This window comes from Acrocarpospora sp. B8E8 (genome assembly GCF_039871605.1).
GTDB lineage: Bacteria > Actinomycetota > Actinomycetes > Streptosporangiales > Streptosporangiaceae > Acrocarpospora > Acrocarpospora macrocephala.
On the sequence record NZ_JBDPLV010000015.1, the window covers coordinates 70,493 to 95,234 of the forward strand.

Below are 24,742 nucleotides of genomic sequence, written 5' to 3' on the forward strand. Positions count from 1 at the left end.
CTAGTTCTTTACTGACCATAAAGGGATTAGCGCCCGCTCATATACCAGGGGATATTGGCGGGCTATGGCGCTCCATCAAGAATTCATCCCGCCACTGTCCGTCGAGAAAGACGTGGTCACGGGCCGTCCCGATGAGACGGAAGCGGTTCTTCTCCAGCACCCGGCGCGACCGCGGGTTGTCGGTGCGTACGGACGCCTCCACCCGGTGCAGGGCGAGTTCGCAGAACGCTACATCGAGGGCCAACCGTAATGCCGTGCTGGCGACGCCACGGGAGCCCTCCTTCTCCGCGACCCAGTACCCCACCCGGCCGCACTGCAGGACGCCGCGGAGGATGTTGTTGATCGTGATGAGCCCGGCCGGCTGACCGGTGAGGTAGATCAGGGCGGTCCAGCGCAGGCCACGGTCCATCTCGCCGAGGACGCGGCGGATGTGCCTGCGCTGGCCGTTCGTGGTGAAGAAACTCTCCGGGCGGTCTGGCTCGTACGGCCGGAGGAAATCCCGGTTTTCGCGGTAGATCTTGGCAAGGTCCTCAGCGAACTCGAGGCCGATCGGCCTTATCTTCACGTGCATGCGCCACCCCGCCATTTCCGTCGGCCAGGCGATGCTATGTCAGACGGAATACGTGATCTTTAGCCGTCCTCCCTGATGGCACTTAGGAAAGGCGCTCGATCGTTACGGGGATCAGGCCCTCGTAGCGTGTGGTCGTCATGAGTTCCCGGAGTAACGTGCCGACGGTGTCGTGTGGTGGATCGCTCAGGCAGGCGGTCAGGTCGATGCAGGACGCCACACCTGGGCCGATCTGGCGGAGATCCCAGGTGAACATGTCGTCGGCCACGCGTAGCCGGGCGGTGCCGAGCACGCGGGCTTGCGGGTCGTCGGCCAGGGCCATTCCCCAGATCTTTTGCAGGTGCGCGAGCCGGTCCTTGCGCAATTCACCGGCGAACAGGATCCGGTAGACGCGCTTTTCGCGGAATCCTTTGGGGACCTCCGGAGGAGTAAGTCGCAGTGGGGGCGAGCCGGGTAAGGACGCGTGGTCGTGGAAATAGGTCCGCAACGTTGCCTCATCAGGCAGCGCGCCGGCCCCCAGCCGCCGGTAGGCCAGCTCCGCGTCCTCCCTGCGGACCGCGATGGTTCGGACGCGGAGCCTCGGATCGGTTCGGATCGCGCGGCTGAAAGCCGCCGAACTCCACCAGTCGCCATCGGCCGCGGTCCACACGGCGTTGGCCAGGTCGGTCGCTGTGTGGTCTTCCGCGAGCATGAACTCCTCGACGGCGATTCCCTCCGGCTGCGCCGGTGAGCCGCCCTCGGGGAAGATCAAGTAGTAGTCCAGCGCCGGGGGCGTTTTAGCAGTCAAATGTGGCGTCCTTTGTTTCCGCGATAAGAGCCTCGTTACGTCACCGTACGGGAGGAGACTTCGGCGAACTCCGCGGTAACAGCGCCGAGGATGTCGGGGCGAGCGCCCAACCCCCACCGGTAGACCGAAATCCGGCTCATAGGCACGGGCCCTGACCAGCAACTCTAGATCGGGCTCCAACTCGCTGCGAACTCACTCCGGGACCTCGCCTGAGAGTCACATTTACAACTTTCTGGACGCCTCTCAAAACGTCTGCAACGTGTCCCTCGACACACGCCAGAGTCTCGTAGCCGCGTCCGGGTCGAGCGCGTAAGCCGCCACCCCGCGTCGGTCCCCCGGCTGATGTGGCTCGGCTTCGGTGCAGTCCTCAAAACACCGTCCGCTGATTCCGTCGAGCAGCGGCGAGCCAGCGAGCAGGACCGATGTCGCTGCACCCCTGCTCAGCCGACTTCCAGCGGATGGCATCAACACCGCCGAACTCGGCATAGATCTTGTCCATCTCGGCGCGACTCTGGTGACGCTGCAGGTTCGTCCGAACCCCTCCGGGCATCAGGGCGTTTGCGGTAATACCATCGGCCGCCCAGCGCTTTGCGGCTTCCACCACGAACGCAAGGGTGACCTCAGCCCCCGCACCCGCCAACGCCCTGGCGGTCTCGACTCCGATTCCCGATGACGCGCCTGTCACGACGGCTCGGCGGCCGGTCAGGTCGATACCGGCGACGATCTCGTCAGCCGTCGACTCGGCCGTGAAAGGGGTACGCAGGGGAGATGTCACGCGCCACCGTCGATCCGCAGGGTCGCGCCGGTGATGTAGCCGGCCCGCGGGCTGGCCAGGAAAGCGACAAGATCGGCGTACTCGTGCGGGAGGCCGATGCGGCCGACGTCGTTGGGTGCGAGCGTGTTGACGGCGTACGACTCGATTTCGTCCCAGGTGTTTCCCCAGCCGTTCTCCCTACCCATGTTGAGCAGGTAGTCCTTGACGCTGGGGACGAGGATGCCGCCGGCCGCGATGGCGTTCGACGTCACCCCGGAATGCTTGAGATCACGCGAGAGGGAGGCTGCCAGGTTGTTCCGGGCGGCGTTGGTGGCCTGATAGTGCGGCTGCCGCGATGAGGGCAGGTGTCCGGTGACGCTGCTGATCTGGATCACCCGTCCCCAGCCCCGCTCGCGCATGCCGGGAACCAGGTGCCGGATCATACGGACGCTGGAGATGACGTTGATGTTGTAGATCTCGGCCCAGTCGTCCGGCGCGAGAGCCGCCCATGCCACCGGGTTGTAGAAACCGGCGTTGTTGACGAGCACGTCCACCGGCCCCGCCGCGGTAGCGACCTCCTCGGCACCGGCATCCGTGCCAAGATCGCCCATGGCGATGGTGGCGTCGCCTCCGTCCGCACGGATGGACTTGGCCACCGCCGCGGTTCTTGCCGCGTCTCGCCCGTGCACGACGACGACAGCCCCTTCGGCGGCCAGTTGCTTGGCGATCGCCTCGCCCAGGCCGCTGCTTGATCCTGTGACAAGCGCTCGCTTGCCACTGAGCTGCAGATCCATCGAGACTCCAATAAAAATGGACTATTTGGTCCAGTGTGCTCTCGGGAAATATGGACCGTCAAGTCCAATTGGACTGATGGGTTCATTTTGTTAGCCTGGACGTACGACATGCCCGTCATCTCAACGGAAGGGCCTGGATGCGCGTACTGACGCCGAAGGGTGCTGCCACCCGGCAGCGGATCGTGGAGGGCGCCGCGCTCCTGATGCGCGAACGCGGACCCGCCAACGTGGGACTAGACGACATCCGCGTGGCCACGTCGACAAGCAAGAGCCAGTTGTTCCACTACTTCCCCGACGGCAAGGCCGACCTGATGCTCGCCGTGGCGGCCTACGAGGCCGAACAGGTCCTGGCCGAGCAGCAACCGATGCTCGGCGACCTGACGACCTGGCCCAAATGGACGGCCTGGCGCGAACGCGTGGTCGAGAGATACCACGCCCAACGCGAGAAATGCCCCCTCACGGCCCTCACCGCGCAACTCGGCCTGGCCAACCCCGGCGTACGCGACATCATCACCGACCTCTACGAGCGATGGCAGGCACACATCGCCACCGGCATCCTGGCCCTCAAGGACAGCGGCGCGATCGACCCCTCGATCGACGTCGACGCCGCCGCCACCGAAATCCTCACCGCCATCTCCGGCGGCGCCATGATGCTGATCTCGACCGACCGCATCAGCTACCTCGAGATCAGCCTCCGCGAGGCCATCGACGGCCTACGCCGCCCCGCTCCCATCGGTTAGATCGCGACGAGTGCTCCCTGGATCTGTTCGATAGCCGCGTGCAGTTCCGCGCCCGGGTCATGCTGCCAGAGCGAGACCACCTGCCCATCCGGACGAGCGAGCAGCGCACCGCCGGCCTCCATTCCGAGCGCCCGGGCTCCGTGCAGATCAAGCTTTTGTACGGCAATCGGCACCTCGTGTCGTACCCCGAACTGTCGACCGTCGGGCCCGGTGAACAGCGTGAGACCAGGGCCCAGCAGGTCCACAGTGCTGACCCCGGGAAAGACCCACATATGGGGAAGGCGTGCGCCGAGGTCGTCGGCGAGGGCCTCGGGGGTCGCACGCCTACCGCCCATCGGATCGGCCGAGCGCGCGGTGTTGCGCACACCGATCGGCCGCCGCTCGGTCTCGTACGTATCCAGCAGTCCCTCTTCCGCCCAGCGACGCACCACCCACCCGAGCTTCCAGCCCAGGTCGAACCCATCGTGGATGGCCGTGTTCATGCCGGTACCACCCCGAGGCGTGATCTTGTGCGCCGCATCACCGACGAGGAAACAACGCCCCTCCCGATAACGATCGGCGACCTGGGCCGTGAAGTCGAAAGCACCGACACGTTCGAAAACCGGCCGCACGTACGGCACCCCTGTGGCCGCGGCGATCAACGCGGTCAGGCGTCGGTCGTCGTAGTCGGCGAGTGTTTCGGTGTCGGGATTCCACGGATGCGAGTACATCCAACGATCAGCGGACGAAACGGGTAACAGCACACCCTCCGCGTCCGGATGAGTGATCATATAAAGGCCGTGCAGCGGCGGAGGCGCGACCTGGCGCAGCGGCGCGCGGAACAGAACGCTGAGGTAGTCGACCAGCCGCTCGGGCCCGGCCATCGAGATACCCAGCGCGGACCTGACCGTGCTGTGTGCACCGTCGGCCCCCACGACATAGGCGGCCCTGACCGAGTACCTCCGGCCTCCTCGCGCAACACGACGTCGACACCGTCGTCATCCTGGGTGAGCGCGAGCACTTCAGTACCCCAACGGACCTCCGCGCAGGGGTGTTCACCCAGGTAGGCGAGGAGGACGGGCTCCAGATGATCCTGGGGTACGGCCGCCGGTGACGTCGGGCTGAGATCGCCGACCTTCTCGGCTGTGGGAAAGCCCAGCGAGACGGTCATCCCTTCCGGCGACGCCAGGGTTGGGGTCACACGCCCGTAGAAGAGTGCGCCGATCTCGCCTCGCCGTACCTTTTTCTCAAGGTTCCAGGCGCGCAGCAACGAGCAGCGTCTGCGCGCCGAGGCGGCCGAGGAAACCCGGCGCCGCATCCTGCAGGCCGCGTACGAGCGGCTGCGTGACGCCCGCCGTCGCCCACCCCGACGCGGCCGAACATCTACGCGGCAGCCTGCGTGCCGGCGCGGAAGTGTACGCATCCGAACGCCACGCCTTGCGCGCCATCTACTCGATGGCCGCCCTCCACCCGGCCGTGCCCTCTCCCCGGCTGCGGTGGCCGACCACCTGATCACCATGGCCGAACGCACGCTGGTAACCCGAAGTCACTGACCGATGGTGTCCAGTTCGGCGATCGCGTCGGCCGGCAAAGTCAGTTCGGCCGCGGCGATGTTCTCCCTCAGATGGGCCAGCGAGGAGGTGCCGGGGATCAGGCCGATGGCAGGGGAGCGCTGGAGCAGCCACGCCAGGGCGACCTGCTGCGGGGACGCGCCCAGCCGCTCGGCGACCGTGCTCAGCGTGCCGGACTGCAACGGGGTGAAGCCGCCCAGCGGGAAGAACGGCACGAAAGCGATGTTCTCCGCCGCACACCGGTCGACCAGGGCGTCGTCCTGCCGGTTGGCGAGGTTGTAGAGATTCTGTACGGTAACCACCGGCGCGATGCCCTGCGCCTCGGTGAGCTGCTTACCGGAAGCGCAACTGAGCCCGAGATGCCGGATCAGTCCCTCCCGCTGGAGCTCGGCCAGCGCGCCGAACGGCTCCGAGACAGGCTCGTCGTTGGTGCTGTCGACCTCGCCAAGGCGCAGATTGACGACGTCCAGGGTCTCCACACCCAGGTGCTGCAGATTCTCCCGCACCTGGGCCTTGAGGTCCTCGGGATCCCGCGACAGCACCCAGCTGCCGTCCGCACCCCGCCGGGCCCCGACCTTGGTGACGATGCGCAACTCCGCCGCGTACGGCTGCAGCGCCTCCCTGATCAGCTCGTTGACGACCACGGGACCGTAGAAGTCGGCGGTGTCGATGTGGGTGATGCCGGAGTCGACCACCGCACGCAACACGGCCACCGCCTGGTCGCGATCCTTCGGCGGCCCGAAGACGTTCGGCCCGGCCAACTGCATGGCGCCGTAACCCATGCGGCTGAGCCGCAGGCCCTCCGCCGGGACGACCGAACCGCCGCTGACACTCTTGGACATGACAAGCCTTTCGTCGTACGCATGAGGCACCCATCGTCGGCGGCGACGGGTCCCGGCGGGAGTTCCCCGTTGTTCCTGGTAGCAGCAGGGACACCCACGCCTAAAGTTGAAGCATGGACGGAACGAATGCCCTCGGGGAGTTCCTGCGCGCCCGCCGAGCCCTGGTTCAGCCCGAGCACGCCGGTCTTCGCGGCGGCGGGCTCAGACGAGTTCCAGGACTGCGCCGCGAGGAAGTGGCGATACTCGCCGGCATCAGCTCGGAGTACTACCTCCGCTTGGAGCAGGGCCGCGACCGCAACCCGTCCGTCCAGGTGCTCGAAGCGCTCGCCGAGGTCCTGCGCCTGAACGCCGATACCACCGCTTACATGATCAGCCTGACCAGGCCCCGCCCGGCCGACGCCCGGCGCCCGTGGCAGCCGGAGACCGTGCCGGCCAGCATCCGCCAGCTCATCGACGGCTGGACCACCAACCCCGCCTTCGTCCAGAACAAGTTCACCGACGTGCTCGCCGCCAACACCCTGGCGGCCGCCCTCGCTCCGAAGTTCGCCCCCGGCGTCAACCTGCTGCGGGCGGCCTTCCTCGATGAATCCCACCGGGAGAGACACCGGGACTGGGAAGAAATGATGGAGGAAGGCGTGGCTGGCCTGCGGGCCCACGTCGGCCCCGACGTCGACGACCCTCGCCTGACGGAACTCGTCAACGAGCTCTCCGCCCACAGCGACCACTTCCGCCGCCTTTGGGACCGCCACGACGTCCAGCCCAAACGCGGCCGCACCGTCAGGCTCCGCCACCCTCAGGTCGGCGACATCGAACTACTGAAGAACAAACTCACCATCGGCGGCACCGACGACCTGATCCTCGTCGTCTTCCACGCCGAACCCGGCACCCGCAACACCGAACTCCTCGAAATCCTGAGCGGCCTCGCGGTCTCCGTCGAATGATCTACTTGTAGGCGATCGCTGCGGACGAAGTGCCCGTGAGCGGAAATGCCTCGTATTTTGAGAATCCGGCTGACGTGCACCACTGACGGAAGTCGGTCATGGTGAATTCGAAGCCGTCGCCGAACTCGATGAGCATGTTGAGTGAGGACAGCAGGGCGGAGAGGTTCAGGCGGCGGTTGTCGTCGATCATGTTTTCCATGACCACGAATGCTCCGCCCCGTGGCAGTGCGGCGTAGGCGGAGCGGATCAGGTGGGTCTTCCGGTCCAGGTCCCAGTCGTGGAGGATCATGCACATGGTGATCACGTCGGCCTGGGGGAGCGGGTCGGCGAAGAAGTCTCCGGAGGCGACGGTGATCCGGTCGGCCACCGCTGAGCTTCCGATCGTACGCCGGGTGACCGGTTCCACGACCGGCAGGTCGAAGGTCGTGCATCGCAGGTGGGGATGGCGGGTGGCCAGGGTGATGGAGAGGTGTCCGGCGGCGCCGCCCACGTCGCAGACCGTACGGTAAGGGCCGAAGTCGAAGACCTCGGCCAGAGCGGTGAAGTTGGCCGAAGAGACCCCGGCCATGCCTCGCAGGAAGAGCTCCGCCCGGCCTGGGTCGGCGTACAGCTCGTCGAAGAACGGCGCCTGGCCATGCCGGACCTCGCTCTGTGCCTGGCCGGTCCGCAGCGCCTCGGTCAGCCCACCCCAGAAGGGGTAAAGGCGCTCATTGGCCAGCTCCAGCGCGGCGCCCAGGTAGCGAGGGCTGCCCCGGTCGAGGAAGGTCGCGGTGGCTTCGGTGTTGGCATAGCGGGCTGTCGTGCCGTCCCCGTGGCGGTGTAGCAGGCCCGCGGCGACCAGGGCGTCGAGGAAGTCGTACACGGCTCGGGAGCGCAGGCCGAGCCGGTCGGCGAGCTCCTGGGCGGTCAGCGGCGCGGCGGCCAGCTGGGTGAACACGCCGAGTTCCACGGCGGACAGCAGCGTCTTGGACTGCCAGAAGGCGAACGCGGTCCGCATGATGTGGTCCGATGTCACCGTACGGCGGCTGGTCACGGCTCAGATGAACGCGTAGTCGGGTTGCCCGCCCAGGAGCAGCTCGCCGGCGTGCTCAAGGGTCCGGCTCTGGGCGACCACGTGCTGGCAGGCGGTGATCAGATCGCGGTGGATCCGGTCCAGCGGGGTGCGCGCCGAATAGACGGCTTCGCCGCCGATGAGGTCGTAGAGCTCGCCGACCACGTCCCTGGCCTCGCGGAAGGCGTGGTAGCGGGCGAGCGCCACCGCGGCCCGCACCCGAGGGCTGGGCTCCCGGCCCTCGGTCAGCTCCGCCCACTGATCGGCGAGCGAGGAGTAGACGAAGCTCCGGGCGGCCGACAGGCGCATCTCGCACGAGCCGATCGCGCGCCACACTCGCGGGGAGTGCGCCCAGCGCATGCCGCCGGGTCGTTCCGTGCGCCGCGCGGCCACCTGATGCACGTAGTCGAGCGCCGCACGGGCCGCGCCCAGCGGAACGCCCGGCATCTTCCTGTTGATGGCCTCGCGCTGGCGGGTCAGCGGCCCGGGGTGGATTGGCTGGTCGAAGGAGAAGGTGTGCTCGCGCGGCACGAACAGGTTGCTCGCGGTGTAGTCCCTGCTGCCGGAACCGGCCAGGCCGGTGGTGTGCCAGGTGTCGACGATGGTGAAGTCGGACGGCTGGGCCACGATCACCCGCCAGCTCTCCGCGGCATGCACGGTGCAGCCACCGACGATCAGGTCGGCGTGCGTGCAGCCGCTGCCGAACCGCCAGTGCCCGTCGACCAGGTAGCCGCCGTCGACCTCGCGCGCCAGCCCGGCCGGCGGCAGCCAGCCCGCCGTGATCATGTCGAGTCGGGGGAAGAGCCGCCGGGCGACGGCCGGTTCGAGGTAGCGCGCGAAGATCCCGGAGTCCATGCCGATCATCACGCACCAGCCGACGGAGGCGTCGATCCGGGAGACCTCCTCGACGATCTCGGTCTGCTGGGCGGGGGTCAGGTCCGGGCCGCCCCACTCGGCCGGCATCGCCAGCCGGAACACGCCCGCCTCGCGCAGCTGCGCCACCAGATCGCCGGGCAGTCGCCTGAGCTCGTCGATCTCGTCGGCGCGGGCCCGGATGTCCGGTTCGAGCTGCCGGACGCGGCCGATTATCGTGCCGAAATCCAGGGTCGTGTCGGTGGGCATCAGGCCTCCAAGGGAGCGGCCCGGTCATTGTTGGGCGCACGTGGCGACGACATCAAGACCTCGGCGCCCACGACCGCCCCGACGGCGGCACCATCGTGAACCTTTCATCCGGTCCGGTGGAGTTTGGCCCGCACCTCCTGAGCGTGCGGATCGCCGATCTGCTCCAGAATCGCCAAGGCCCCAGTCCAGCTGGTACGGGCTGCGCCCACATCGGCGACGCTCAGGTAGGTATCGCCCAGATGATCGAGCACGACGGTCTCGTAGGCGCGGTCCCCGAACCGGCGCAGCATCGCGACCGCGTGCTCGTAACAGGCGATGGCCTGCCCATGGTCGCCCAGCTGGTGATGCGAATAGCCGAGCCGATGCCAGGTCACCGCCTCGGCACGTACGTCGCCCTGCGCCCGATGCAAGTCCAGGGCCCGCCGCCCGCACCTGAGCGCCCGATCATGATCGCCGAGCAACGCGTGATACCACCCGATCGCGCTGAGCGCCTTGGCCTGACCGGTCCGATCCCCGATGACCCGATAGATCTGGTACGCCTGCCGCGCATGCGCACGGGCAGGCGCATGCCGCCCAAGCCCTTCCAGCACCTGTGCCAGATTGCGATGGATATGCGCCTGATCAGCTTGATCGTCCACCGCCCCGAACAGATCCAACGCCCGCAGCAGGTGATCGTGGGCCTCGCCATGCCGGGCCAGCAGCGCGCAGGCCCCCGCGAGACCCCGGTGCGCGTGGGCCTGCCCGGCCGGACTACCCAGCCGCCGCGCCACCTCAAGCGCGATCCGGTGCGTCGTCGTCAGGTCATGCCACCGCCCCCGCCAGTAGAGGAAATCGGAGTACGCCCAGGCCAACTGCCACACGTACGCGCCGAACCCGGCGGTGGCGGCGTGCCGGGTGAGCGCCTCCAGGGTCGGCCACTCGGCGGCGAACCAGGCGAACCCGGCCGCGGAGTCGAGGAGGTGCTCCACCGTGACCCCCGGCCGCGGCGGAGGCAAAGCGATCGGCACCCGGTAGGGGTCCATCAGCAGATCCGCCCCGTCGGCGGTGTGCAGGTAGTGGTCGAGCAGCCGGAGCAGGGCCTCGCGCCGCTGCTCCGCGGAGTCGAGCGCGTGGGTGCGCTCGATGGCGTACGCGCGCAGCAGGTCGTGGCAGCCGAACCGGCCTGGCGCCTGCTCGGTGAGCATGTGGGCGCGGGCCAGTTCGGCCAGCATGCGCCGGGCCGGGCCGACCGCGAGCCCGGCCAGGCTGGCCGCCGCGATCGGGGTGATCTGCGGGCCGGGATACAGGCCGAGCAGGCGGAACAGCCGCGCGGCGGGTTCGCTCAGCAGCCGGTAGGACCAGGAGAACGCCGCGCGTACGCCGCTGGTCTCGTCGCCGTCCAGGGCGTCGAGGCCGGGTCCGGCGTCGCGCAGTTCCTCGGCCAGCGCGGCGAGCGGGAAGTCCGGATGGGTGGCGGCTCTGGCGGCGGCGGTGACGAGCGCGAGGGGCAGCCGCGCGCACGAGGCGCTGATCGCGTCGGCGGCGCCGGAGTCGGCGGTCACCCGGTCGCGGCCGATGCGGTGGCTGAGCAGCTCCCGGGCTTCGGCCACGCTGAGCAGGTCGAGGGTGAGCGGCTGGGCGCCCTCGACGGTGAGCAGGCCGGTGAGACCGCTGCGACTGGTCACCAGGACCAGGCAGCCGGGCTCATCGGGCAACAGCGGCCGAACCTGCTCCGCATCGCGGGCGTTGTCCAGAAATATCAGGATCCGGCGGCCGGTGAGGAGGGTCCGGTACAGCGCCGCCTGCGACGCAGGTTCGACCGGCACCCGCTCCGGCGGCACTCCCAGGGCGTGCAGGAACTCCCGGATCGCCTCCTCTGGCTGGAGCGCCCGGCCGCTCGGGTCGAACCCGCGCAGGTTGACGAACAGCTGCCCGTCGGGGAAACGTTCCCTGGCCTGGTGCGCCCAGCGCACGGCCAGCGCGGTCTTGCCGATGCCCGCCGTACCCATGATCGCCGCGATCGTGACCGAGTTGTCCCGGCGGCTCTCGTCCGCGAGCTCGTCCAGTTGCGCCAGCTGGTCGCGGCGGCCGACGAATCCCCGTACAGCCAGGGGAAGCAGCGCGGAGCGGACCACGGCGGGACCTTCCTCCCGCGCGACTGCGGCGGAATCGTGCAGGGACGGGTCGCCGCACAGGATCCGCCGGTGGGTCGCCTCAAGGACCGGCCCCGGCGGCACCCCGAGCTGCTCGGCCAGATCCTTGCGCGCCCGCCGGTAGACCTCCAGCGCCTCGCCCTGGCGGCCACTGCGATAGAGGGCGACCATCAGCTGGCGGATGAACGTTTCACGCAGCGGGTGCCGGGTCACCAGTGCGGTGAGCTCGCCCACCAGATCGTCGATCGTGCCGAATCGCAGCCCGGTGTCGGCGTATTCCTCCCACACGGTCAGGCGCAACTCGTCCAGCCGCGCTGCCTCGGCGCGCGCGGCCGGGCTGTCCAGCGTGGCCAGGGCGGGGCCGCGCCACAGGCCGAGCGCTCGCCGCAGCAGCGTCCCCGCCGCGGCCGGCCTGCCGTTCGCCAGCTCCTCCCGGCCAAGCGCCACGGCCTGCTCGAAGACCCGGACGTCGAACTCCTCGTCGCGAACGTGCAGCCGGTAGCCGGGCGCGCTGGTGTGAAGCGCCTGGTCACCGAGGAGGCGGCGTAACCGGAACACGCACCCGTGCACCTGAGCGCGCGCCGAGGGCGGCGGTTCTTCCGGCCACAGGGCGTCGATCAGGTCCTCGGCGGTCACCACCTGATTGGCGTGCAGCAGCAGCACGCCGAGCGCCACCCGCTCCCGTCTGGCGTTGATGGCGACCTGCGCGCCGTCCTGCCACAGCACCGGCGGACCGAGGAGGCCGTAACGCAACACCTCGTTCACACCTGCGCACGGTAGCGGGCCGCCGCCGCCCGCGGAAGAGTACTGGAAGCCGGACGGAAGGCGCCGTGTCTAGCGTGGCCGCACCGACGTCAGGGGAGGGGAAACGATGGGGCTGTCTCTCGTCTACGGCGGTGATCTGCCGGAGTCCGGCCCGCGGACGTTGCCGGAGTTGCTCGCCCGCGCGTCCGGGGTCACCGACGCCGGGATGATCACCTATCTGCGGGCGGACGGTTCCGAGCTGACCCGCTCCTACCCTGAACTCCTCGCCGAGGCGGAGGCGATTCTCACCGGCCTGCGCGCGCAGGGCCTGCGTCCCAGCGATCCGGTGCTGCTCCAGATCGACGACAACCACGACTATCTGCCCACGTTCTGGGCCTGCGTGCTGGGCGGCATGCCGGCCGTGCCGATGACGGTTCCTCCTGGATACGAGCAGCCGAGCGTGGCCACGGCCAGGCTGCGGCGGTCCTGGGAGCTGTGCGGTCGGCCCCTGATCGTGGCGAGCTCGCGGGTCGCGCCTGAGCTGGACCGGCTCGGCATGGGCCTGACCACCGTTGACGCCTTGCGATCTCACCCGGCTCGGTCGGATTGGTACCCGGCCCAGCCCGACGACCCGTTCGCCATCCTGTTCACCTCGGGCAGCACGGGCGTCCCCAAAGGGGTGACGCTCACCCACCGGGGCGTGCTGGCCATGCTCCGGGGTTACCTGCATCTCGTGCCCCTGACCAGCGAGGACATCAGCTTCAACTGGATGCCGCTGGAGCACGTGGCCGGGCTGCTCGCCTTCCATGTCCGCGACGTCTATCTGGGCGCCCGGCAGATCCACGCCGGCACCGAGGCCATCCTGCGGGATCCGCTCAGCTGGCTCGACCGGCTGGACCACTACCGCGCGACCTGCACCTGGGCACCCAACTTCGCCTTCAACCTGATCAATGAACACCTCGCCGAGCACCCGGGCCGGTCGTGGGATCTGTCCGCGATCCGGCACATTCTCAACGCGGGCGAGACCATCGTCCCGGCGACCATGCGCCGGTTCCTGACGTCGCTCGGTCTGCGCCCCGACGTGATGCACCCCTCCTGGGGGATGTCGGAGACCACCGCCGGAGTGACGTTCTCCGACCGGCTCGGCCAGGACCGGTTTGTCGATGTGGGACCGGTGATCCCGGGCGTCTGGCTGCGTGTCACCGACGCCGCCGGCCAGATCCTGCCCGAAGGGGAGATCGGCCGGATCCAGGTGAAAGGACCCACGGTCACCCCCGGCTACTACCGCAATCCCGAGCGGGTTTTCACGGCGGACGGCTGGTTCGACACCGGCGACCTCGGCGTCCTGCGCGACGGGCGGCTCACCATCACCGGGCGCGAGAAGGACATCATCATCGTCAACGGTCTCAACTACTACTGCCAGGAGATCGAGGCCGTCGTCGAGGAGATCTCCGGAGTCGAGGCCACCTACACGGCCGCGTGCGCGGTCCGGGCCGACGGCGACGATACCGAATCCCTGGCCGTCTTCTACTGCGGCGGTGAGGAGCACGCGCCGGAGATCCGCTCGCGGGTCCTCAACGCGGTGGGCATCAGCCCGGCCTACGTCATCCCGCTCGCCAAGGAGGCCGTGCCCAAGACCGAGACCGGGAAGATCCGCCGCGGCGCGCTCAGGGAGCTGTTCGACCAGGGCGCGTTCCCGGCCGTACGCCTGTCCGCGGCGGTTGTGGAACCGCGTTCGGAGATCGAACGTACGCTGCTGGACGTCTGGCGGCGCGCGCTCGGAGTCGACCAGATCGGCGTGCACGACGACTTCTACGACCTCGGCGGCGACTCGCTGGTCGGCATGCGGGTGACCGCCCTCGTGCAGAACGCCGGGCTGCCGATGAAGCCCTGGCACCTGGCAGAGCACCCGACCATCGCGGAACTTGCGGCCGAACTGGAAGGGATGTAAGCGATGGAGATGGTGCCGCTGTCCGATGTGCAGATCGTGTTCCTGGATCGTGACTGGTCCGGCTCCGACTATCCGGAGGGAATCGAGACCAAGTTCCCGCCTGCTGACGAATTCGTCTCCTGGCACGCTTTCGAGGCGCGGGAAGAGCTGAGTCCCGAGCGGCTGACCTTGGCCGTCCGCGGGTTGCTGGCCCACCATGACGGCACGCGTACCCGGCTGGCCAAGGCCTACGGCAGATGGACGCAGCACATCGCGCCGCTCGGCGACGACACGCCCCTGGTGTGGCTGGACGCCGAGCCGGACTCCGTCATCGCCGAGCAGCTGACCTCGCTCAACCTCGCGCGCGGGCCGATCCTGAAATGCGTCTACTTCAGGCGGCAGAGACTGGTCGTGCTCTTCTACAACCACATCGCCCTGGATCGGGTGTCGGCGCAGATCCTGGCCGAGGACTTCGGTGCCCTCCTCGCCGGGCGCGGCCTGGCGGCCAAGACCACCTCGCTCAAAGCGTGGGGCGAACGGCTTGAGGAATGCATCCGGTCCGGAAAATGGGAGCCGCACTTGCGCCGCCTGACCGACCACAAACTCTCCTGGCCTCCAACCGGTACGGCCCTGCCCATCGATCACAACCCGAGTGAGGAGCCCGGCGACGAGGTCACTTCCCGCATGGGCGCCGCGGAGACCACCGCCCTGCTCCGGCGCGGCGGAAAGGACGCCCGCCCGATCGACCTGCTCCAGACCGCGCTGGCCCGCACGATCGCCCCCTGGGTCGGGGTCAAGGCGGTCGCGATGTGCGTGGTCGTCCACGGCCGCGACCCGATCTTCGACGACATCGACGTGTCCCGCACGGCGGGTTCCTTCGCCATGGGGCTGCTTGAGGTCATCGATCCCGCCCGCCCGCCAAGCCGCTCCCCGTACGCCGACCCGCGGTTGCGCTTCGCCCAAGTGCTGCTGAACTTCTCCCGCTCGCTGGAGATGACGTACGAATCCGACGGCGGCGACCGTTACGTCAACATCTACGACCGCCACAATCCGCGCGTGACGCTGAACTACGTCGGCAGAGTCGAATCCCCAGGCCAGGACGACCTGCTCCGCCCGGTCGAACTGCCCGACTGGGGCGACACCCGCATCAGGGGTGTCTCCACCACGCTGGACTGCGTCGTCACGATCGAGCACGGGCGGCTCCACGCCACCTTCAAGTTCAGCCCGCGCTACTTCAGCCGGTCCACCGTCGAAGGGCTCGCGACGACCTACATCCGCGAGCTCACCACATTGATCGGGTGAACCGGGTGCGTATCGCCATCGTCGGGTGCGGCTACGTCGCCGACTTCTACCTCGCGACGCTGCCCAACCATCCGTTCCTGCAGCTGACCGGCGTCTACGACCGCGACCTGCGGCGGCAGCGCGAATTCACCGGCTATCACCAGGTCGACGGCTACGGCTCATTGCCGGAGTTGCTGGCCGACCCCGCCGTGGAACTGGTCGTCAACCTGACCAACCCCTCCTCGCACGCCGAGGTTACCCGGCTCGCGCTGCTGGCCGACAAGCACGTGTACGTCGAGAAGCCCCTGGCCATGACCCTTCCCGAGGCGCGTGCCCTGGTGGAACTCGCCGCCAGGCGCGGCCTGCTGCTGGGTTCCGCGCCGTGCAACCTGCTCGGGGAGACCGCCCAGACGCTCTGGCGTGCCCTGCGGGAGGGCGTGATCGGCACGCCGCGGCTGGCCTACGCCGAACTCGACGCCGGTCCGATTCCGCGGCTGCCGTTCGAGACGTGGGTGAGCGCGTCGGGGGCGCCCTGGCCGTACCTGGACGAGTTCAGGACCGGATGCGTGATCGAGCACGCCGGGTACTACCTGACCTGGCTCACCGCCTTCTTCGGCCCGGCCGTCGAGGTCACGGCGTACGCGGCGGCCGTGGTCCCCAACCCCTACCTGGAGGGGGCCGCGCCCGACTTCGCCACCGCGTGCCTCAGGTTCGGCGGCGGTGTGGTCGCCCGGGTCACCGGCGGCATCATCGCGCCGGGCGACCACTCCCTGCGCATCGTGGGCGACGAGGGCGTGCTCACCGTCACCGACTGCGGCGACTACGAGTCGCCGGTCATCCTCACCCGGGCGGCTGGTGAGGCCCCCGTGCCGCTGGTCCGCAGCCGCGGCCCTCTGCACGGGTACGACGACGTCCATCGGATGGACTTCGCGCGCGGAGCGGCCGACCTCGCCCGCGCCGCCACCGGCGAGACGCCCTCGCACCTGCCGGTCGAGCACGCCCTGCACGTGCTGGAACTGACCCTCACGATGGCGGAGGCGACCGGCGGGACCGTGATGCGGCCGAGCACCACGTTCGCGCCGTTCCCGCCGATGCCCTGGGCCGGGGAATGATCGCGCCGCTGCTCATCCTCGCCGCCGGCCAGCGCTGCGGCAGCACGCTCCTGCAACGGTTGCTGACCTCCCATCCTGGGGTGCTCATCTGGGGCGAGCAGGGTGGGCACCTCGCCCGGATCCTGGACGCCGTCGACGGCCTGCTGTCCTGGTCAGAGGATTTCGGCGAGCACGCTCGCGCGGAGTACTCGCAGCACGCCCACCACGCCTGGATGGCCAACCTTTCCCCCGACCGCGACCAGATCCTGGACGCACTCCGCCACTTCATCCACGCCCTGTACGGCGAGCCCGCCGCTCGCCGCGGTCGCCCCCTCTGGGGTCTGAAGGAGGTACGCCACAGCCTGTCCGACGCCCGTCGCCTGAACGTGCTCTTCCCCGGTATGGCCGTCATCCTGCTCATCCGTGACCCGAGGGATGTGCTGCGCAGCCTGGATGAGTGGGAGCGCCGGTCGGCTGGGCTCTGGACCCGCGAGCACACCGAACAGGCGCTCGCCAACTGGCAGCGCGTAGCCGAGGACTTCCTGGCGCCACCGGACGCCGGTCTGCCAGTGCTGCGCTTGCGTTACGAGGACCTCATCGCCGACCCCAGCGGCACCTGCGAGATCATCGCGACCCACACGGGCCTGGACGCGGACGCCTTCGACCCGACGGTGTTCACCACGCGGGTGCACATCGGCGAAGGGCTCGCCCACCTTCCGCGCGACCTGCGCGAATGGGACAACCTGCCCGTCTCCCTGCGCCGCCTGCTCGACCCGCCCGCGATCCGGTCGATCACCCGCGCCTGCGGCTACCGCACCTGATCCACCACGCCGCGCGGCCTGCTGAACATGCGCTTCAACTGGGTTGCGGCGGCTACGGCGGGCCACAGGCGGGTGGCCGTGTTCCGCGTCAGGATGCCCAGCCGGGTCGCGGGGACGATGAGCGCCGAAGCCTGTTCGATGGCGCGCTGTTTGGGGTCTACCAGGAGTCGGTGGGCGCTCTCGTACCGGCGGAAGGCCGCCTGGGGGTCGTCCGGGCTGGCGGCGAGTTCCTCGGCGAGGGTGAACGCGCCGATCATGGCCAGGGTGGAGCCGTCTCCGAACAGGGACACGCAGGACGCGGCGTCGCCGAGGAGCGCGACGCGGCCGGTCCACCAGCGCGGCAGGCGTACCTGGCTCACCGAGTCGAAGTAGAGGTCGTCGGTGGCGCGTACGTGCGCGAGTAGTTCGGGGGCGCGCCAGGAGACCTCCGCGAACGCGCTGGTCAGCAGGCGTTTGTGCTGGGCGGTGTCGCGGTGGTCGAAGCCGGGTTCGGCGGGGCTGCGGTAGAGGAAGAACGCCAGGTCGCCGCTGGGGGCGGGGTGGACGGCGACCGCTTTGCCGGGGGTGTTGTGCATGAGGACGTCCCGGCCGGGTTTGGGCTGGCCGCCGAGGGGTGTCGTGGCGACGTAGAGGCCCATGTGGCGTACGAGCCCGCTTTCTGTTCCGAACGCCAGGCGGCGGGTCATCGAGTGCAGGCCGTCGGCGCCGATCACCAGGTCGAAGCGGCGAGGGGTGGCGTTGTCGAAGGTGACCTCGACGCCGTGTTCGTCCTGGTCGAGGGTTGCGATGGAGTCGTCGAAGAGGTATTCGGCGTGGCTGCGGCTCGTGTCGTACAGGATCGAGGCGAGGTCGCCGCGTGGCAACTCGACCTCGCCTGGCTGTTGCATGGCGCGCATGTCCATCCGGCCGACTCGCTTGCCTGTCGCGTTGACGAAGGTGAGTCCTGTCGCGCCGGTGGCGGCCTCGTGCAGGCGGGGGAGGGCGCCCATGCGTTCGGCGACGTGTACGGCGCGTCCTCTGACGTCGACCGGGTTGCCGCTGGAGCGCGGCTTTTCGGCGTGTTCGACCACGGTGACGGCGAAGCCGTGTCGGGCCAGCCAGTAGGCCAGGGTCGGGCCGCCGATGCCGGCTCCCGAGATCAGAACGGTGCGTTTGCTCATGATGTCCTCACTAACCGGATGATTTTCCTCCACTTTTCTCCACGGTATCCTAAGTGGAGGAAAATCGTCCAATTTTGAGGGTGTTGTGGAAACCGAGAAAGGGTTGCGTGCCGACGCGCGCCGGAACCGGGACCTGATCGTCGCGGCCGCCCAGAAGTTGTTCATGGAGGAGGGCATCGACGTGCCGCTGGAGGAGGTGGCGCGGGAGGCGGGTGTCGGCATCGGCACGCTGTATCGCCGGTTCCCCGACCGGGACGCGTTGCTTCGCGCTGTTGGCGAGGAGGCCCTGCAGCGGCTGGTGGACCTGGTGGAGACCGTCTTGCGGGAGGAGCCCGACGCCTGGCACGCGCTGTGCCGCTTCCTGCGTGCCGCTATCGAACTGCGGATGGGGGTGTTGCCGGCAAAGCTGGAGCCGCGCTTGCACCAGCGGCTGCGAATCGGCCAGGACCTGCACGAGATGCGGCAGCGGGTGATCGCAGGCGTCCTGCGGATGACCGAGGAGGCGCAGGCGAGCGGGGCGTTGCGTGCCGACATCGGTCCCGGCGATGTGGCGGTGTTGATGACCTTGCACATCTACACACCGCCGAGCATGCCCGACGAGCAGGCCATGGCCCGGGTGGTGGAGATCATGCTGAGCGGCCTGCGCGCTGGTGGGGGATCTCCGCTTCCCGGAACTCCGTACACCGAGGGTGACCTGCGCAGGTACACGGCCGTGGAGCATCCTCCCGCCTGACCGTCTGACCGCGCTTTCGAATGACCGCCTGGGCTGTGCTGCCGAGGCGGCTCCTCCCATGCCCGGATTTTTCCGGAAATTGTCACTTGCGCCCGGGGGACGGGCATGTCTAAGGTTCGCTTGGAAACGACAACCGTTTTCATTGTCGATGGGAGAGTTCATGCACATCCTTGAGGTCCAGGACCTGGCCCCGGAGGCGGCGCTGCCCGCGCTGCAGGGGCCGGGCACCAATGCGCTGGTGCACACTCCGTTCGGGTTCGAGGAGCTGGGTGCCGAGGCGGCGCTTCCGGCGCTGCAGGGTCCCGGCACCAATGCGCTGGTGCATTCCCCGTTCGCCTGGAACGCCTAGTTCCGGCAGGGCGGTCCGCTTCCCCGGCGGGCCGCCCGTCCCTCCTCAACCCTGCAACCTGGAGAAGAAGGTCGATGGAGTCGATCGCCCCCGGTCATCATCTGTACCTCGGTCCCGATGGGGCCTGGCGCTCGTGTGACGAGCATGAGCGGTTTGCGCGGCTTTCTGGTCCGGCCGCGTTGCTGGAGCGCATGCGCGACCAGGCCTATCAGGGTGGGAACGATCAGGAGTTGGAGCCGCTGGCGGCCGTCCTGCGGGAGCGGGGTGTGCTCGCCATGGCCGCGGAGGTCGCGGAGCGCCAGTTGCGGGTGTGCGTGAGCGGGGACGGGCCGGTGGCGCGGCACGTCGCGCGGTTGCTGGAGGGGGTCGCGACCGTGGTCGTCGACGGTGGCCCGGATGCGGCCGATGTGCTGGTTGCCTGCGCGGGCTGGTTGCCGGACGAGCGCTGGCAGGGGATCGACGCGGGTGGGAGGGTGTGGCATCGCTGCCACGTTGAGGGGACCCGGCTGGTACTTGGGCCGATGACGGTGCCGGGGCGGACGGCGAGTTACCGGGATCTGCGGGGCCGCAGGCTCGCGGCGGCGGCGCTGCCGGACGAGCTCGCGGGGTTGTGGTCCTACCTGGACGCGGGTGCGGCGGGCGTGGTGTCGCTGCCGCCGGTTCCGTGGCCGAACGCGGGTGCGGTCGCGCTCGCGGCGGGCCTGCTCGTCAACGATGTGCTGACCTGGCGTGCCACCGGTCTTCCCGCGAGTGGCTCCTACCAGCTCGTCGTGGATCCGGCGTCCGGCGGCCTCGATCGGCATCCTGTGCTGCCGCTGCCGGTCGCATGAACCGGATCAACCTGCGGCTGCCCGGCTGGGACGGCACCCCGCTGGCGGTAGATGTCCGCCTTCCCGACGCTCCGTCCAAGCCTGTCCCGACGGTGGTCACTCGCACGCCGTACGGGCGGAATCAGCACTTGGCGGAAGGGACCGGCTGGACGCGGCGCGGCTTCGCGTACGTGGTCCAGGATGTGCGCGGGCGGTATGACTCGGACGGGGTCTGGGAGTGCTACCGCAATGAACGTGGTGACGGGGCCGCGCTGGCCGATTGGATCTGTGCGCAGGAGTGGAGTGACGGACGCCTTATCGGCTACGGCGGCTCCTACAGCGGATACACCGCCTGGGCGCTGGCCGTCGAGCGGCCGGAAGCTGTCGCGGCGGTGGTCAGCATGGGGCCGTCGATGGCGCTGCACCGCACGAAGTTCGAGAACGGTGTCCTCCGGCTGGCCGAGCACGCGGCCTGGTGGCTGGAGCGCGCTGATGGGCGTACCAGCCGCGACGGCCTCACCGCGCTTCTGCTCGGCGCTGATCCCGGCGCGCTGGCCCACCTGCCGGTGATCGGGCTGCCTGACCGGATCGGAGCAAGCCTCCCCGGTTGGGCGGACGTCGTCCGCGACGGACCGCATCACCAGCCGAAGGAGGAGATCACCGAACGGGAACTGTCCGCACTGCCGGTCGCCGGGCTCCATGTCGGAGGGTGGTATGACCTGCTGGTCGAGGAGACCCTGCTGCACTGGCGCATCGTGGGCAGCGCCCTTGCCCCTCGCCCGCCCCAGCGGCTGGTGATCGGTCCGTGGGGTCACGATCTGGCCTTCACCGGCAGGACCAGGTATGGCGACCGAGACCACGGCCCGCATTCACTGCTGGACCTGGGCGCGCTCCAGGTCGCCTGGCTCCGGGACTGCCTCGACGGCACCGCGCGAGCAGAGGAGCAGATCCTCCCGATCGGCGGGACGAGGTGGCTGTCCTGGCCGCAGAACACGACCACGCTAATCCTGTACGCCCACCCGGACGGATCCCTTCACCCCAGCCAACCAGAGGCCACCCTCAGCGGTTTCGTTCACAGCCCGGCGGACCTTGGTGGCTTCGTTCACGGCCCACGACGGCTTGGTGGCTTCGTTCACGACCCGGCCAACCTTGGTGGTTTCATTCATGGCCCAGCAGAGCTTGGCGGTTTCGTTCACGATCCGGCAGAGCTTGGTGGTTTCGTTCACGGCGCAGCAACCCCTGGTGGCTTCGTGCGCGGACCGACGGATATTGGTGGTTTCGTTCACGATCCTGGGGATCCGTACCCGTCGCTGGCGCCTGGCGCGGACCGCAAGGCGCTCGACGAACGCTCCGACGCGCTCCGCTTCGTCACACCGGCGCTTGCGGATCCGCTTTCCTTTACCGCGGCCGAAGTGCATCTGGATGTCACCGCTCCGGTCGAGGACGTGGACTGGATCGTGCGGCTGACCGAGCACACCGACGACGGGCGGGTCTTCGAGCTGGCCCGCGGCCGGGCAGGCGGATCCGGCCGCCTGGTTCTGAGTCCCGTCGCGGCCACCCTGCCCGCCGGGTCGCGGCTGCGGCTGGAGATCTCCGGTAGCGACTTTCCTCGCCTCGCCCTGGCCCTCGGCACGGGGGCCGACCGCTACACCACTACCGCGACCGCTTCTGTCCGGCAGCGCGTGCACGCCGCAAGGCTCGTCCTGGAGACGTCATGAACCGACCCGAAGACCTACTAGCCGATCCGCGCGCCATCAACCGAACCGAAGACCTGCTGGTCGACCCGCGCACTATGAACCGACCCGAAGACCTACTGGTTGACTCACGTACCGGAGTGTTGACCGCGCTCGAACCCCAGGCCCGGCCGCCCGGCGTGCCCCGCTTCTGGACCGGGTGGGGGTCGGCCGTATCCGACACGCGCAGGTTCGCGGGCTGGACGGCCGACCGGCACGGGTTTGGCGCGGCCATTGCGGACCCGGCCCGGGCCAGGGGCGCGGCGCTGGGTGAGGCCGTGGAGCGGTATTGCGGCAATGCCATTCCAGGGAACCTGCGCATCTCCTCCTGGCGGCGGCTCGGTGAAGCCGCACTCGATCCTGAGACGATCCCGCTGTATTCGCTCGCCCAGTACCGCGAGCCCGGATTTCCGTTCGTCCCGCTCACCCGCGATCTGGAGATCGCCTGGACCCCCGCCACCAACCTGCGGACCGGCGCATCGGTGCTGGTCCCGGCGTCGATGGCCTGGCTCGATTACTTTCATGGTCCGCGCGCGGCGGAACCGGCCACGCATTCGCTGTTCTACTCCGGGATCGCGGCCGGTCCGAGCAGGAGGCGAGCCGAGCAGGCCGCCTTGGAGGAGTTGTTCGAACGGGACGCGACCACGATCTGGTGGTCGAGCGGGGCCGACGCCGAGGCGGTGTCCGACCCGGAGCGGGTGACCGCGACGCTGGGCGGCGACGGTCCCTCGGTGCGGCTGCTGGTCATTCCTTCGCAGTTCGGCGTGCCGGTGATGGCCGCGTTCCTGGAGGACGAGGGGATCGTCGCGTTTGGCAGCGCCTGTCGCAGTACCCCAGACGGGGCCGCGGCCAAGGCGCTGGCCGAGGCGTTCGGCCTGTACTCCCTGACCCTGCAACTGGCCGACCCCGATGGCGAAGTGTGGCGAGTGGTGGCCCGAGGCGCTCTCGCTCCGCATGTGTTCCGGCCCTTCCGCGCCGACAGGACCTACCGCGACGCCTTCCGGCCCGACTACCGCGACCTCACCGACCTGCCCGCCATTGCCCAGCTCTACCTCGACCCCCGCATGCAGGGCGCCCCGCTCGACCGGCTTCGCGCCGAGCCAGGACCCGCGCTGGCGGATCTGCCCTCCGCCGACCCCGCCACCTATGTGGACCGGCTGGCCGAGGCCGGATTGACCGCTTACAGCGTCGACCTGACCACCAGCGACATCGCGGCGGCGGGATTGTCGGTGGCGCGGGTCCTGGTCCCCGGGCTGGTGGGCAACGCCCCGCCCGCCTTCCCGTTGCGCGGCGGCACCCGCCTGTACGAAACGCCGCGCCTGCTCGGGCTCACCGACCGCGTTCTGACCGAAGACGACCTGTTCCCACACCCCCTCCCCCTGGCGTGACTATGTATGACTCCCACCTGATCTGGCCTGATCAAGGGCATTGGCCCGAATGGGCTGGCGTGACCGTGCATGACACCTCCTGGTCCGGCCCGATCAAGGGCATTGGTCCAGAAATGGCCTGGCGTGACTATGTATGACACTCTCCTGGACGCCCGTACCGGCATCGTCCGCGACCTCGTACACACCGAGGTTCCCGCTCATCTGCCCGGCTCGTTCGAGCTGGTCACCGCCCTGCTGTCGGACACCACCCGGTTCAGCCCCTGGCCATCCGACTCCGCCGGGGCCGGATACGCGTTCGCCGACCCCGAAGCCGCCCTCGGCGCGGCGCTCGGCGAGGCCGCCGAACGCTACTGCGGCAACCTCGTCCCCACCGGATTGCTCACGGCCACCCACGGTGAGCTCGGCCCGAAGGCGCTGGATCCGGCGTCGCTGGCCCTGTACTCCGCCGACCAGTACGCGCGGGCGGGCTTTCCGCTCGTCGAGTTCACCTCGGCACTGCCAGTGGAATGGACCGCAGCCACCGACCTGGTCACCGGTGAGGCCAGGCTTGTTCCGGCCGGTCTGGTGTGGGTGTCGTACTTCTCTGCCGACCTGGAACCGCCGACGCCACGCACCAACCCGGTCATCCAGGCGGGGCTGGCCGCCGGGCCGACTCTGGAGTTCGCCCTGTGGGGCGGGCTGTGCGAGATCGTCGAACGGGACGCCATGACCCTCGCCTGGCACGGCCGGGCCGGACTCCGCGCCCTCACCCCGCCGCCGTGGCTGGCCGCCTTCGCCGAAGGTCCGCGACGACGGCTGGACGTCCGGTTTCTCGAATTCCCGAATCAGAGTGGCCTGTGCGTGGCCGGAGCGCTGGTCCGTGATCGCGAGAGTGGCTACCTGACCCTCGGCATGGGCGTACGCGCGAGTGCGGAGGAATCGATGATCAAGGCCTACGGCGAGGCTCTGCAGTTGCAGCTATTTGTCGCCGGTCTGGACGACCCGGACGGGCCATATTGCCGGGTCGCGGCCGATCCGCGCAGCCCTCTTAAACCATGGCGATCCGACCGCGCCTATGGATCCTCCTACCGGGCCGACCTTGCCGATGTCGTCGACTACGGCTGCCACCTGCAACTGTTCCTCGATCCCACGATCCAGGAGCAGTTCGAGGACGAACTTGCCCAAGCCCTCGCCGAATACCAGCCCACCGCTACGCCACCGCCGCCGGGCAACGTCGCTGAACTGGCCTTACAGCTAGGTCCCGAAGTCTTCTACAGCGACCTCACCACCGCCGACGTGCGCGGCGCGGGCCTGCACGTGGTCCGTGTCATCGCGCCAGGCACCTACTCCAACACCGCCGCCGGGCTGCCGTTCCTGGGCGGGACCCGGCTTGAGGCGAGCCTGGACGGCCGTCCGCGCCGCGCCCTGCCCCTCCCGCACTGA

General features: G+C 69.1%; 22 protein-coding genes and 1 pseudogene. 13 read left to right on the forward strand and 10 right to left on the reverse strand.

The window, feature by feature from the left end; all coding sequences use genetic code 11:
• Nucleotides 1–37: 37 nt before the first annotated feature.
• From ABGB08_RS16935 to ABGB08_RS16950, 4 genes are all read right to left on the reverse strand, one after another.
• Nucleotides 38–571, reverse strand: a complete 534-nt coding sequence (locus tag ABGB08_RS16935; RefSeq protein ID WP_347591287.1) for a GNAT family protein — start codon at nt 569–571, stop codon at nt 38–40.
• 82 nt (nt 572–653) lie between these two features.
• Complete coding sequence (locus ABGB08_RS16940; RefSeq protein WP_347591289.1) at nt 654–1,355, reverse strand: hypothetical protein; 702 nt, start codon at nt 1,353–1,355, stop codon at nt 654–656.
• A 367-nt stretch (nt 1,356–1,722) separates the two neighbouring features.
• Nucleotides 1,723–2,130, reverse strand: coding sequence for a hypothetical protein (locus ABGB08_RS16945; RefSeq protein WP_347591291.1), 408 nt, complete (start codon nt 2,128–2,130; stop codon nt 1,723–1,725).
• On the reverse strand, nt 2,127–2,903 hold the full coding sequence (locus ABGB08_RS16950) for an SDR family NAD(P)-dependent oxidoreductase (protein ID WP_347591292.1): 777 nt from the start codon (nt 2,901–2,903) through the stop codon (nt 2,127–2,129). Before ABGB08_RS16950 ends, ABGB08_RS16945 begins: the two co-directional genes overlap by 4 nt.
• Before the next feature lie 137 nt (nt 2,904–3,040).
• Between ABGB08_RS16950 and ABGB08_RS16955 the strand changes: the two genes are divergently transcribed.
• Complete coding sequence (locus tag ABGB08_RS16955; protein ID WP_347591294.1) at nt 3,041–3,643, forward strand: TetR/AcrR family transcriptional regulator; 603 nt, start codon at nt 3,041–3,043, stop codon at nt 3,641–3,643.
• Here the strand turns inward: ABGB08_RS16955 and ABGB08_RS16960 are convergent.
• Nucleotides 3,640–4,596: pseudogene (locus tag ABGB08_RS16960) on the reverse strand (FAD-dependent monooxygenase); the annotation flags it as partial. The gene ABGB08_RS16955 and the pseudogene ABGB08_RS16960 sit on opposite strands and share 4 nt — an antisense overlap.
• A 370-nt stretch (nt 4,597–4,966) precedes the next feature.
• Here ABGB08_RS16960 and ABGB08_RS16965 point away from each other — a divergent pair.
• The gene (locus ABGB08_RS16965; protein ID WP_347591296.1) at nt 4,967–5,134 is read left to right on the forward strand and encodes a hypothetical protein; all 168 of its coding nucleotides are present in this window, start codon (nt 4,967–4,969) and stop codon (nt 5,132–5,134) included.
• A 34-nt stretch (nt 5,135–5,168) separates the two neighbouring features.
• Here ABGB08_RS16965 and ABGB08_RS16970 read toward each other — a convergent pair whose 3' ends face one another.
• A complete protein-coding gene (locus ABGB08_RS16970) occupies nt 5,169–6,035 on the reverse strand; it encodes an oxidoreductase (protein ID WP_347591298.1) in 867 nt (288 codons plus the stop codon).
• 113 nt (nt 6,036–6,148) lie between these two features.
• Between ABGB08_RS16970 and ABGB08_RS16975 the strand changes: the two genes are divergently transcribed.
• Nucleotides 6,149–6,976 (forward strand): helix-turn-helix transcriptional regulator, encoded by an 828-nt coding sequence (locus ABGB08_RS16975; protein ID WP_347591300.1) that lies wholly within the window; start codon nt 6,149–6,151, stop codon nt 6,974–6,976.
• Nucleotide 6,977: 1 nt separating this feature from the next.
• Here ABGB08_RS16975 and ABGB08_RS16980 read toward each other — a convergent pair whose 3' ends face one another.
• The 3 genes from ABGB08_RS16980 to ABGB08_RS16990 all read right to left on the reverse strand — a co-directional run bounded on the left by ABGB08_RS16980 (nt 6,978) and on the right by ABGB08_RS16990 (nt 12,046).
• The gene (locus tag ABGB08_RS16980) at nt 6,978–7,973 is read right to left on the reverse strand and encodes a methyltransferase (protein WP_347591302.1); all 996 of its coding nucleotides are present in this window, start codon (nt 7,971–7,973) and stop codon (nt 6,978–6,980) included.
• A gap of 39 nt (nt 7,974–8,012) precedes the next feature.
• Nucleotides 8,013–9,149: an acyl-CoA dehydrogenase family protein gene (locus ABGB08_RS16985; protein ID WP_347591304.1), complete on the reverse strand. Its 1,137-nt coding sequence runs from the start codon at nt 9,147–9,149 to the stop codon at nt 8,013–8,015.
• Between the two features lie 104 nt (nt 9,150–9,253).
• Complete coding sequence (locus ABGB08_RS16990; RefSeq protein WP_347591306.1) at nt 9,254–12,046, reverse strand: BTAD domain-containing putative transcriptional regulator; 2,793 nt, start codon at nt 12,044–12,046, stop codon at nt 9,254–9,256.
• Between the two features lie 106 nt (nt 12,047–12,152).
• Between ABGB08_RS16990 and ABGB08_RS16995 the strand changes: the two genes are divergently transcribed.
• From ABGB08_RS16995 to ABGB08_RS17010, 4 genes are read left to right on the forward strand one after another with little or no spacing between them, the layout of a single operon-like run.
• The gene (locus tag ABGB08_RS16995) at nt 12,153–13,976 is read left to right on the forward strand and encodes a non-ribosomal peptide synthetase (RefSeq protein WP_347591308.1); all 1,824 of its coding nucleotides are present in this window, start codon (nt 12,153–12,155) and stop codon (nt 13,974–13,976) included.
• 3 nt (nt 13,977–13,979) lie between these two features.
• A complete protein-coding gene (locus ABGB08_RS17000) occupies nt 13,980–15,257 on the forward strand; it encodes a condensation domain-containing protein (protein ID WP_347591310.1) in 1,278 nt (425 codons plus the stop codon).
• Nucleotides 15,254–16,348 (forward strand): Gfo/Idh/MocA family oxidoreductase, encoded by a 1,095-nt coding sequence (locus ABGB08_RS17005; protein ID WP_347591312.1) that lies wholly within the window; start codon nt 15,254–15,256, stop codon nt 16,346–16,348. Before ABGB08_RS17000 ends, ABGB08_RS17005 begins: the two co-directional genes overlap by 4 nt.
• The gene (locus ABGB08_RS17010) at nt 16,345–17,148 is read left to right on the forward strand and encodes a sulfotransferase (RefSeq protein ID WP_347591314.1); all 804 of its coding nucleotides are present in this window, start codon (nt 16,345–16,347) and stop codon (nt 17,146–17,148) included. The genes ABGB08_RS17005 and ABGB08_RS17010 overlap by 4 nt, the downstream gene beginning before the upstream one ends.
• Here ABGB08_RS17010 and ABGB08_RS17015 read toward each other — a convergent pair.
• Nucleotides 17,136–18,308, reverse strand: coding sequence for an FAD-dependent monooxygenase (locus ABGB08_RS17015; RefSeq protein ID WP_347591316.1), 1,173 nt, complete (start codon nt 18,306–18,308; stop codon nt 17,136–17,138). The two genes, ABGB08_RS17010 and ABGB08_RS17015, sit on opposite strands and share 13 nt — an antisense overlap.
• A gap of 85 nt (nt 18,309–18,393) precedes the next feature.
• Here ABGB08_RS17015 and ABGB08_RS17020 point away from each other — a divergent pair, with 85 nt between their 5' ends.
• The 6 genes from ABGB08_RS17020 (at nt 18,394) to ABGB08_RS17045 (ending at nt 24,742) form a co-directional block, all read left to right on the forward strand.
• A complete protein-coding gene (locus tag ABGB08_RS17020; RefSeq protein ID WP_347591318.1) occupies nt 18,394–19,041 on the forward strand; it encodes a TetR/AcrR family transcriptional regulator in 648 nt (215 codons plus the stop codon).
• A gap of 160 nt (nt 19,042–19,201) precedes the next feature.
• The gene (locus ABGB08_RS17025) at nt 19,202–19,390 is read left to right on the forward strand and encodes a streptamidine-related RiPP repeat protein (protein ID WP_347591320.1); all 189 of its coding nucleotides are present in this window, start codon (nt 19,202–19,204) and stop codon (nt 19,388–19,390) included.
• Nucleotides 19,391–19,464: 74 nt separating this feature from the next.
• Nucleotides 19,465–20,220, forward strand: a complete 756-nt coding sequence (locus ABGB08_RS17030) for a hypothetical protein (protein ID WP_347591322.1) — start codon at nt 19,465–19,467, stop codon at nt 20,218–20,220.
• The gene (locus tag ABGB08_RS17035; RefSeq protein WP_347591324.1) at nt 20,217–21,917 is read left to right on the forward strand and encodes a CocE/NonD family hydrolase; all 1,701 of its coding nucleotides are present in this window, start codon (nt 20,217–20,219) and stop codon (nt 21,915–21,917) included. The genes ABGB08_RS17030 and ABGB08_RS17035 overlap by 4 nt, the downstream gene beginning before the upstream one ends.
• Nucleotides 21,914–23,320, forward strand: a complete 1,407-nt coding sequence (locus ABGB08_RS17040) for a YcaO-like family protein (RefSeq protein ID WP_347591326.1) — start codon at nt 21,914–21,916, stop codon at nt 23,318–23,320. The genes ABGB08_RS17035 and ABGB08_RS17040 overlap by 4 nt, the downstream gene beginning before the upstream one ends.
• A gap of 129 nt (nt 23,321–23,449) precedes the next feature.
• Nucleotides 23,450–24,742, forward strand: coding sequence for a YcaO-like family protein (locus ABGB08_RS17045; protein ID WP_347591328.1), 1,293 nt, complete (start codon nt 23,450–23,452; stop codon nt 24,740–24,742).

Bases quoted from the DNA above. Each gene is read 5' to 3' on its own strand.
- ABGB08_RS16935 (WP_347591287.1), bottom strand. From the start codon at position 571: ATGCACGTGAAGATAAGGCCGATCGGCCTCGAGTTCGCTGAGGACCTT.
- ABGB08_RS16950 (WP_347591292.1), bottom strand. From the start codon at position 2,903: ATGGATCTGCAGCTCAGTGGCAAGCGAGCGCTTGTCACAGGATCAAGC.
- ABGB08_RS16955 (WP_347591294.1), top strand. From the start codon at position 3,041: ATGCGCGTACTGACGCCGAAGGGTGCTGCCACCCGGCAGCGGATCGTG.
- ABGB08_RS16970 (WP_347591298.1), bottom strand. From the start codon at position 6,035: ATGTCCAAGAGTGTCAGCGGCGGTTCGGTCGTCCCGGCGGAGGGCCTG.
- ABGB08_RS16975 (WP_347591300.1), top strand. From the start codon at position 6,149: ATGGACGGAACGAATGCCCTCGGGGAGTTCCTGCGCGCCCGCCGAGCC.
- ABGB08_RS16980 (WP_347591302.1), bottom strand. From the start codon at position 7,973: ATGCGGACCGCGTTCGCCTTCTGGCAGTCCAAGACGCTGCTGTCCGCC.
- ABGB08_RS16985 (WP_347591304.1), bottom strand. From the start codon at position 9,149: ATGCCCACCGACACGACCCTGGATTTCGGCACGATAATCGGCCGCGTC.
- ABGB08_RS16995 (WP_347591308.1), top strand. From the start codon at position 12,153: ATGGGGCTGTCTCTCGTCTACGGCGGTGATCTGCCGGAGTCCGGCCCG.
- ABGB08_RS17000 (WP_347591310.1), top strand. From the start codon at position 13,980: ATGGAGATGGTGCCGCTGTCCGATGTGCAGATCGTGTTCCTGGATCGT.
- ABGB08_RS17010 (WP_347591314.1), top strand. From the start codon at position 16,345: ATGATCGCGCCGCTGCTCATCCTCGCCGCCGGCCAGCGCTGCGGCAGC.
- ABGB08_RS17015 (WP_347591316.1), bottom strand. From the start codon at position 18,308: ATGAGCAAACGCACCGTTCTGATCTCGGGAGCCGGCATCGGCGGCCCG.
- ABGB08_RS17025 (WP_347591320.1), top strand. From the start codon at position 19,202: ATGCACATCCTTGAGGTCCAGGACCTGGCCCCGGAGGCGGCGCTGCCC.
- ABGB08_RS17030 (WP_347591322.1), top strand. From the start codon at position 19,465: ATGGAGTCGATCGCCCCCGGTCATCATCTGTACCTCGGTCCCGATGGG.
- ABGB08_RS17035 (WP_347591324.1), top strand. From the start codon at position 20,217: ATGAACCGGATCAACCTGCGGCTGCCCGGCTGGGACGGCACCCCGCTG.
- ABGB08_RS17040 (WP_347591326.1), top strand. From the start codon at position 21,914: ATGAACCGACCCGAAGACCTACTAGCCGATCCGCGCGCCATCAACCGA.
- ABGB08_RS17045 (WP_347591328.1), top strand. From the start codon at position 23,450: ATGTATGACACTCTCCTGGACGCCCGTACCGGCATCGTCCGCGACCTC.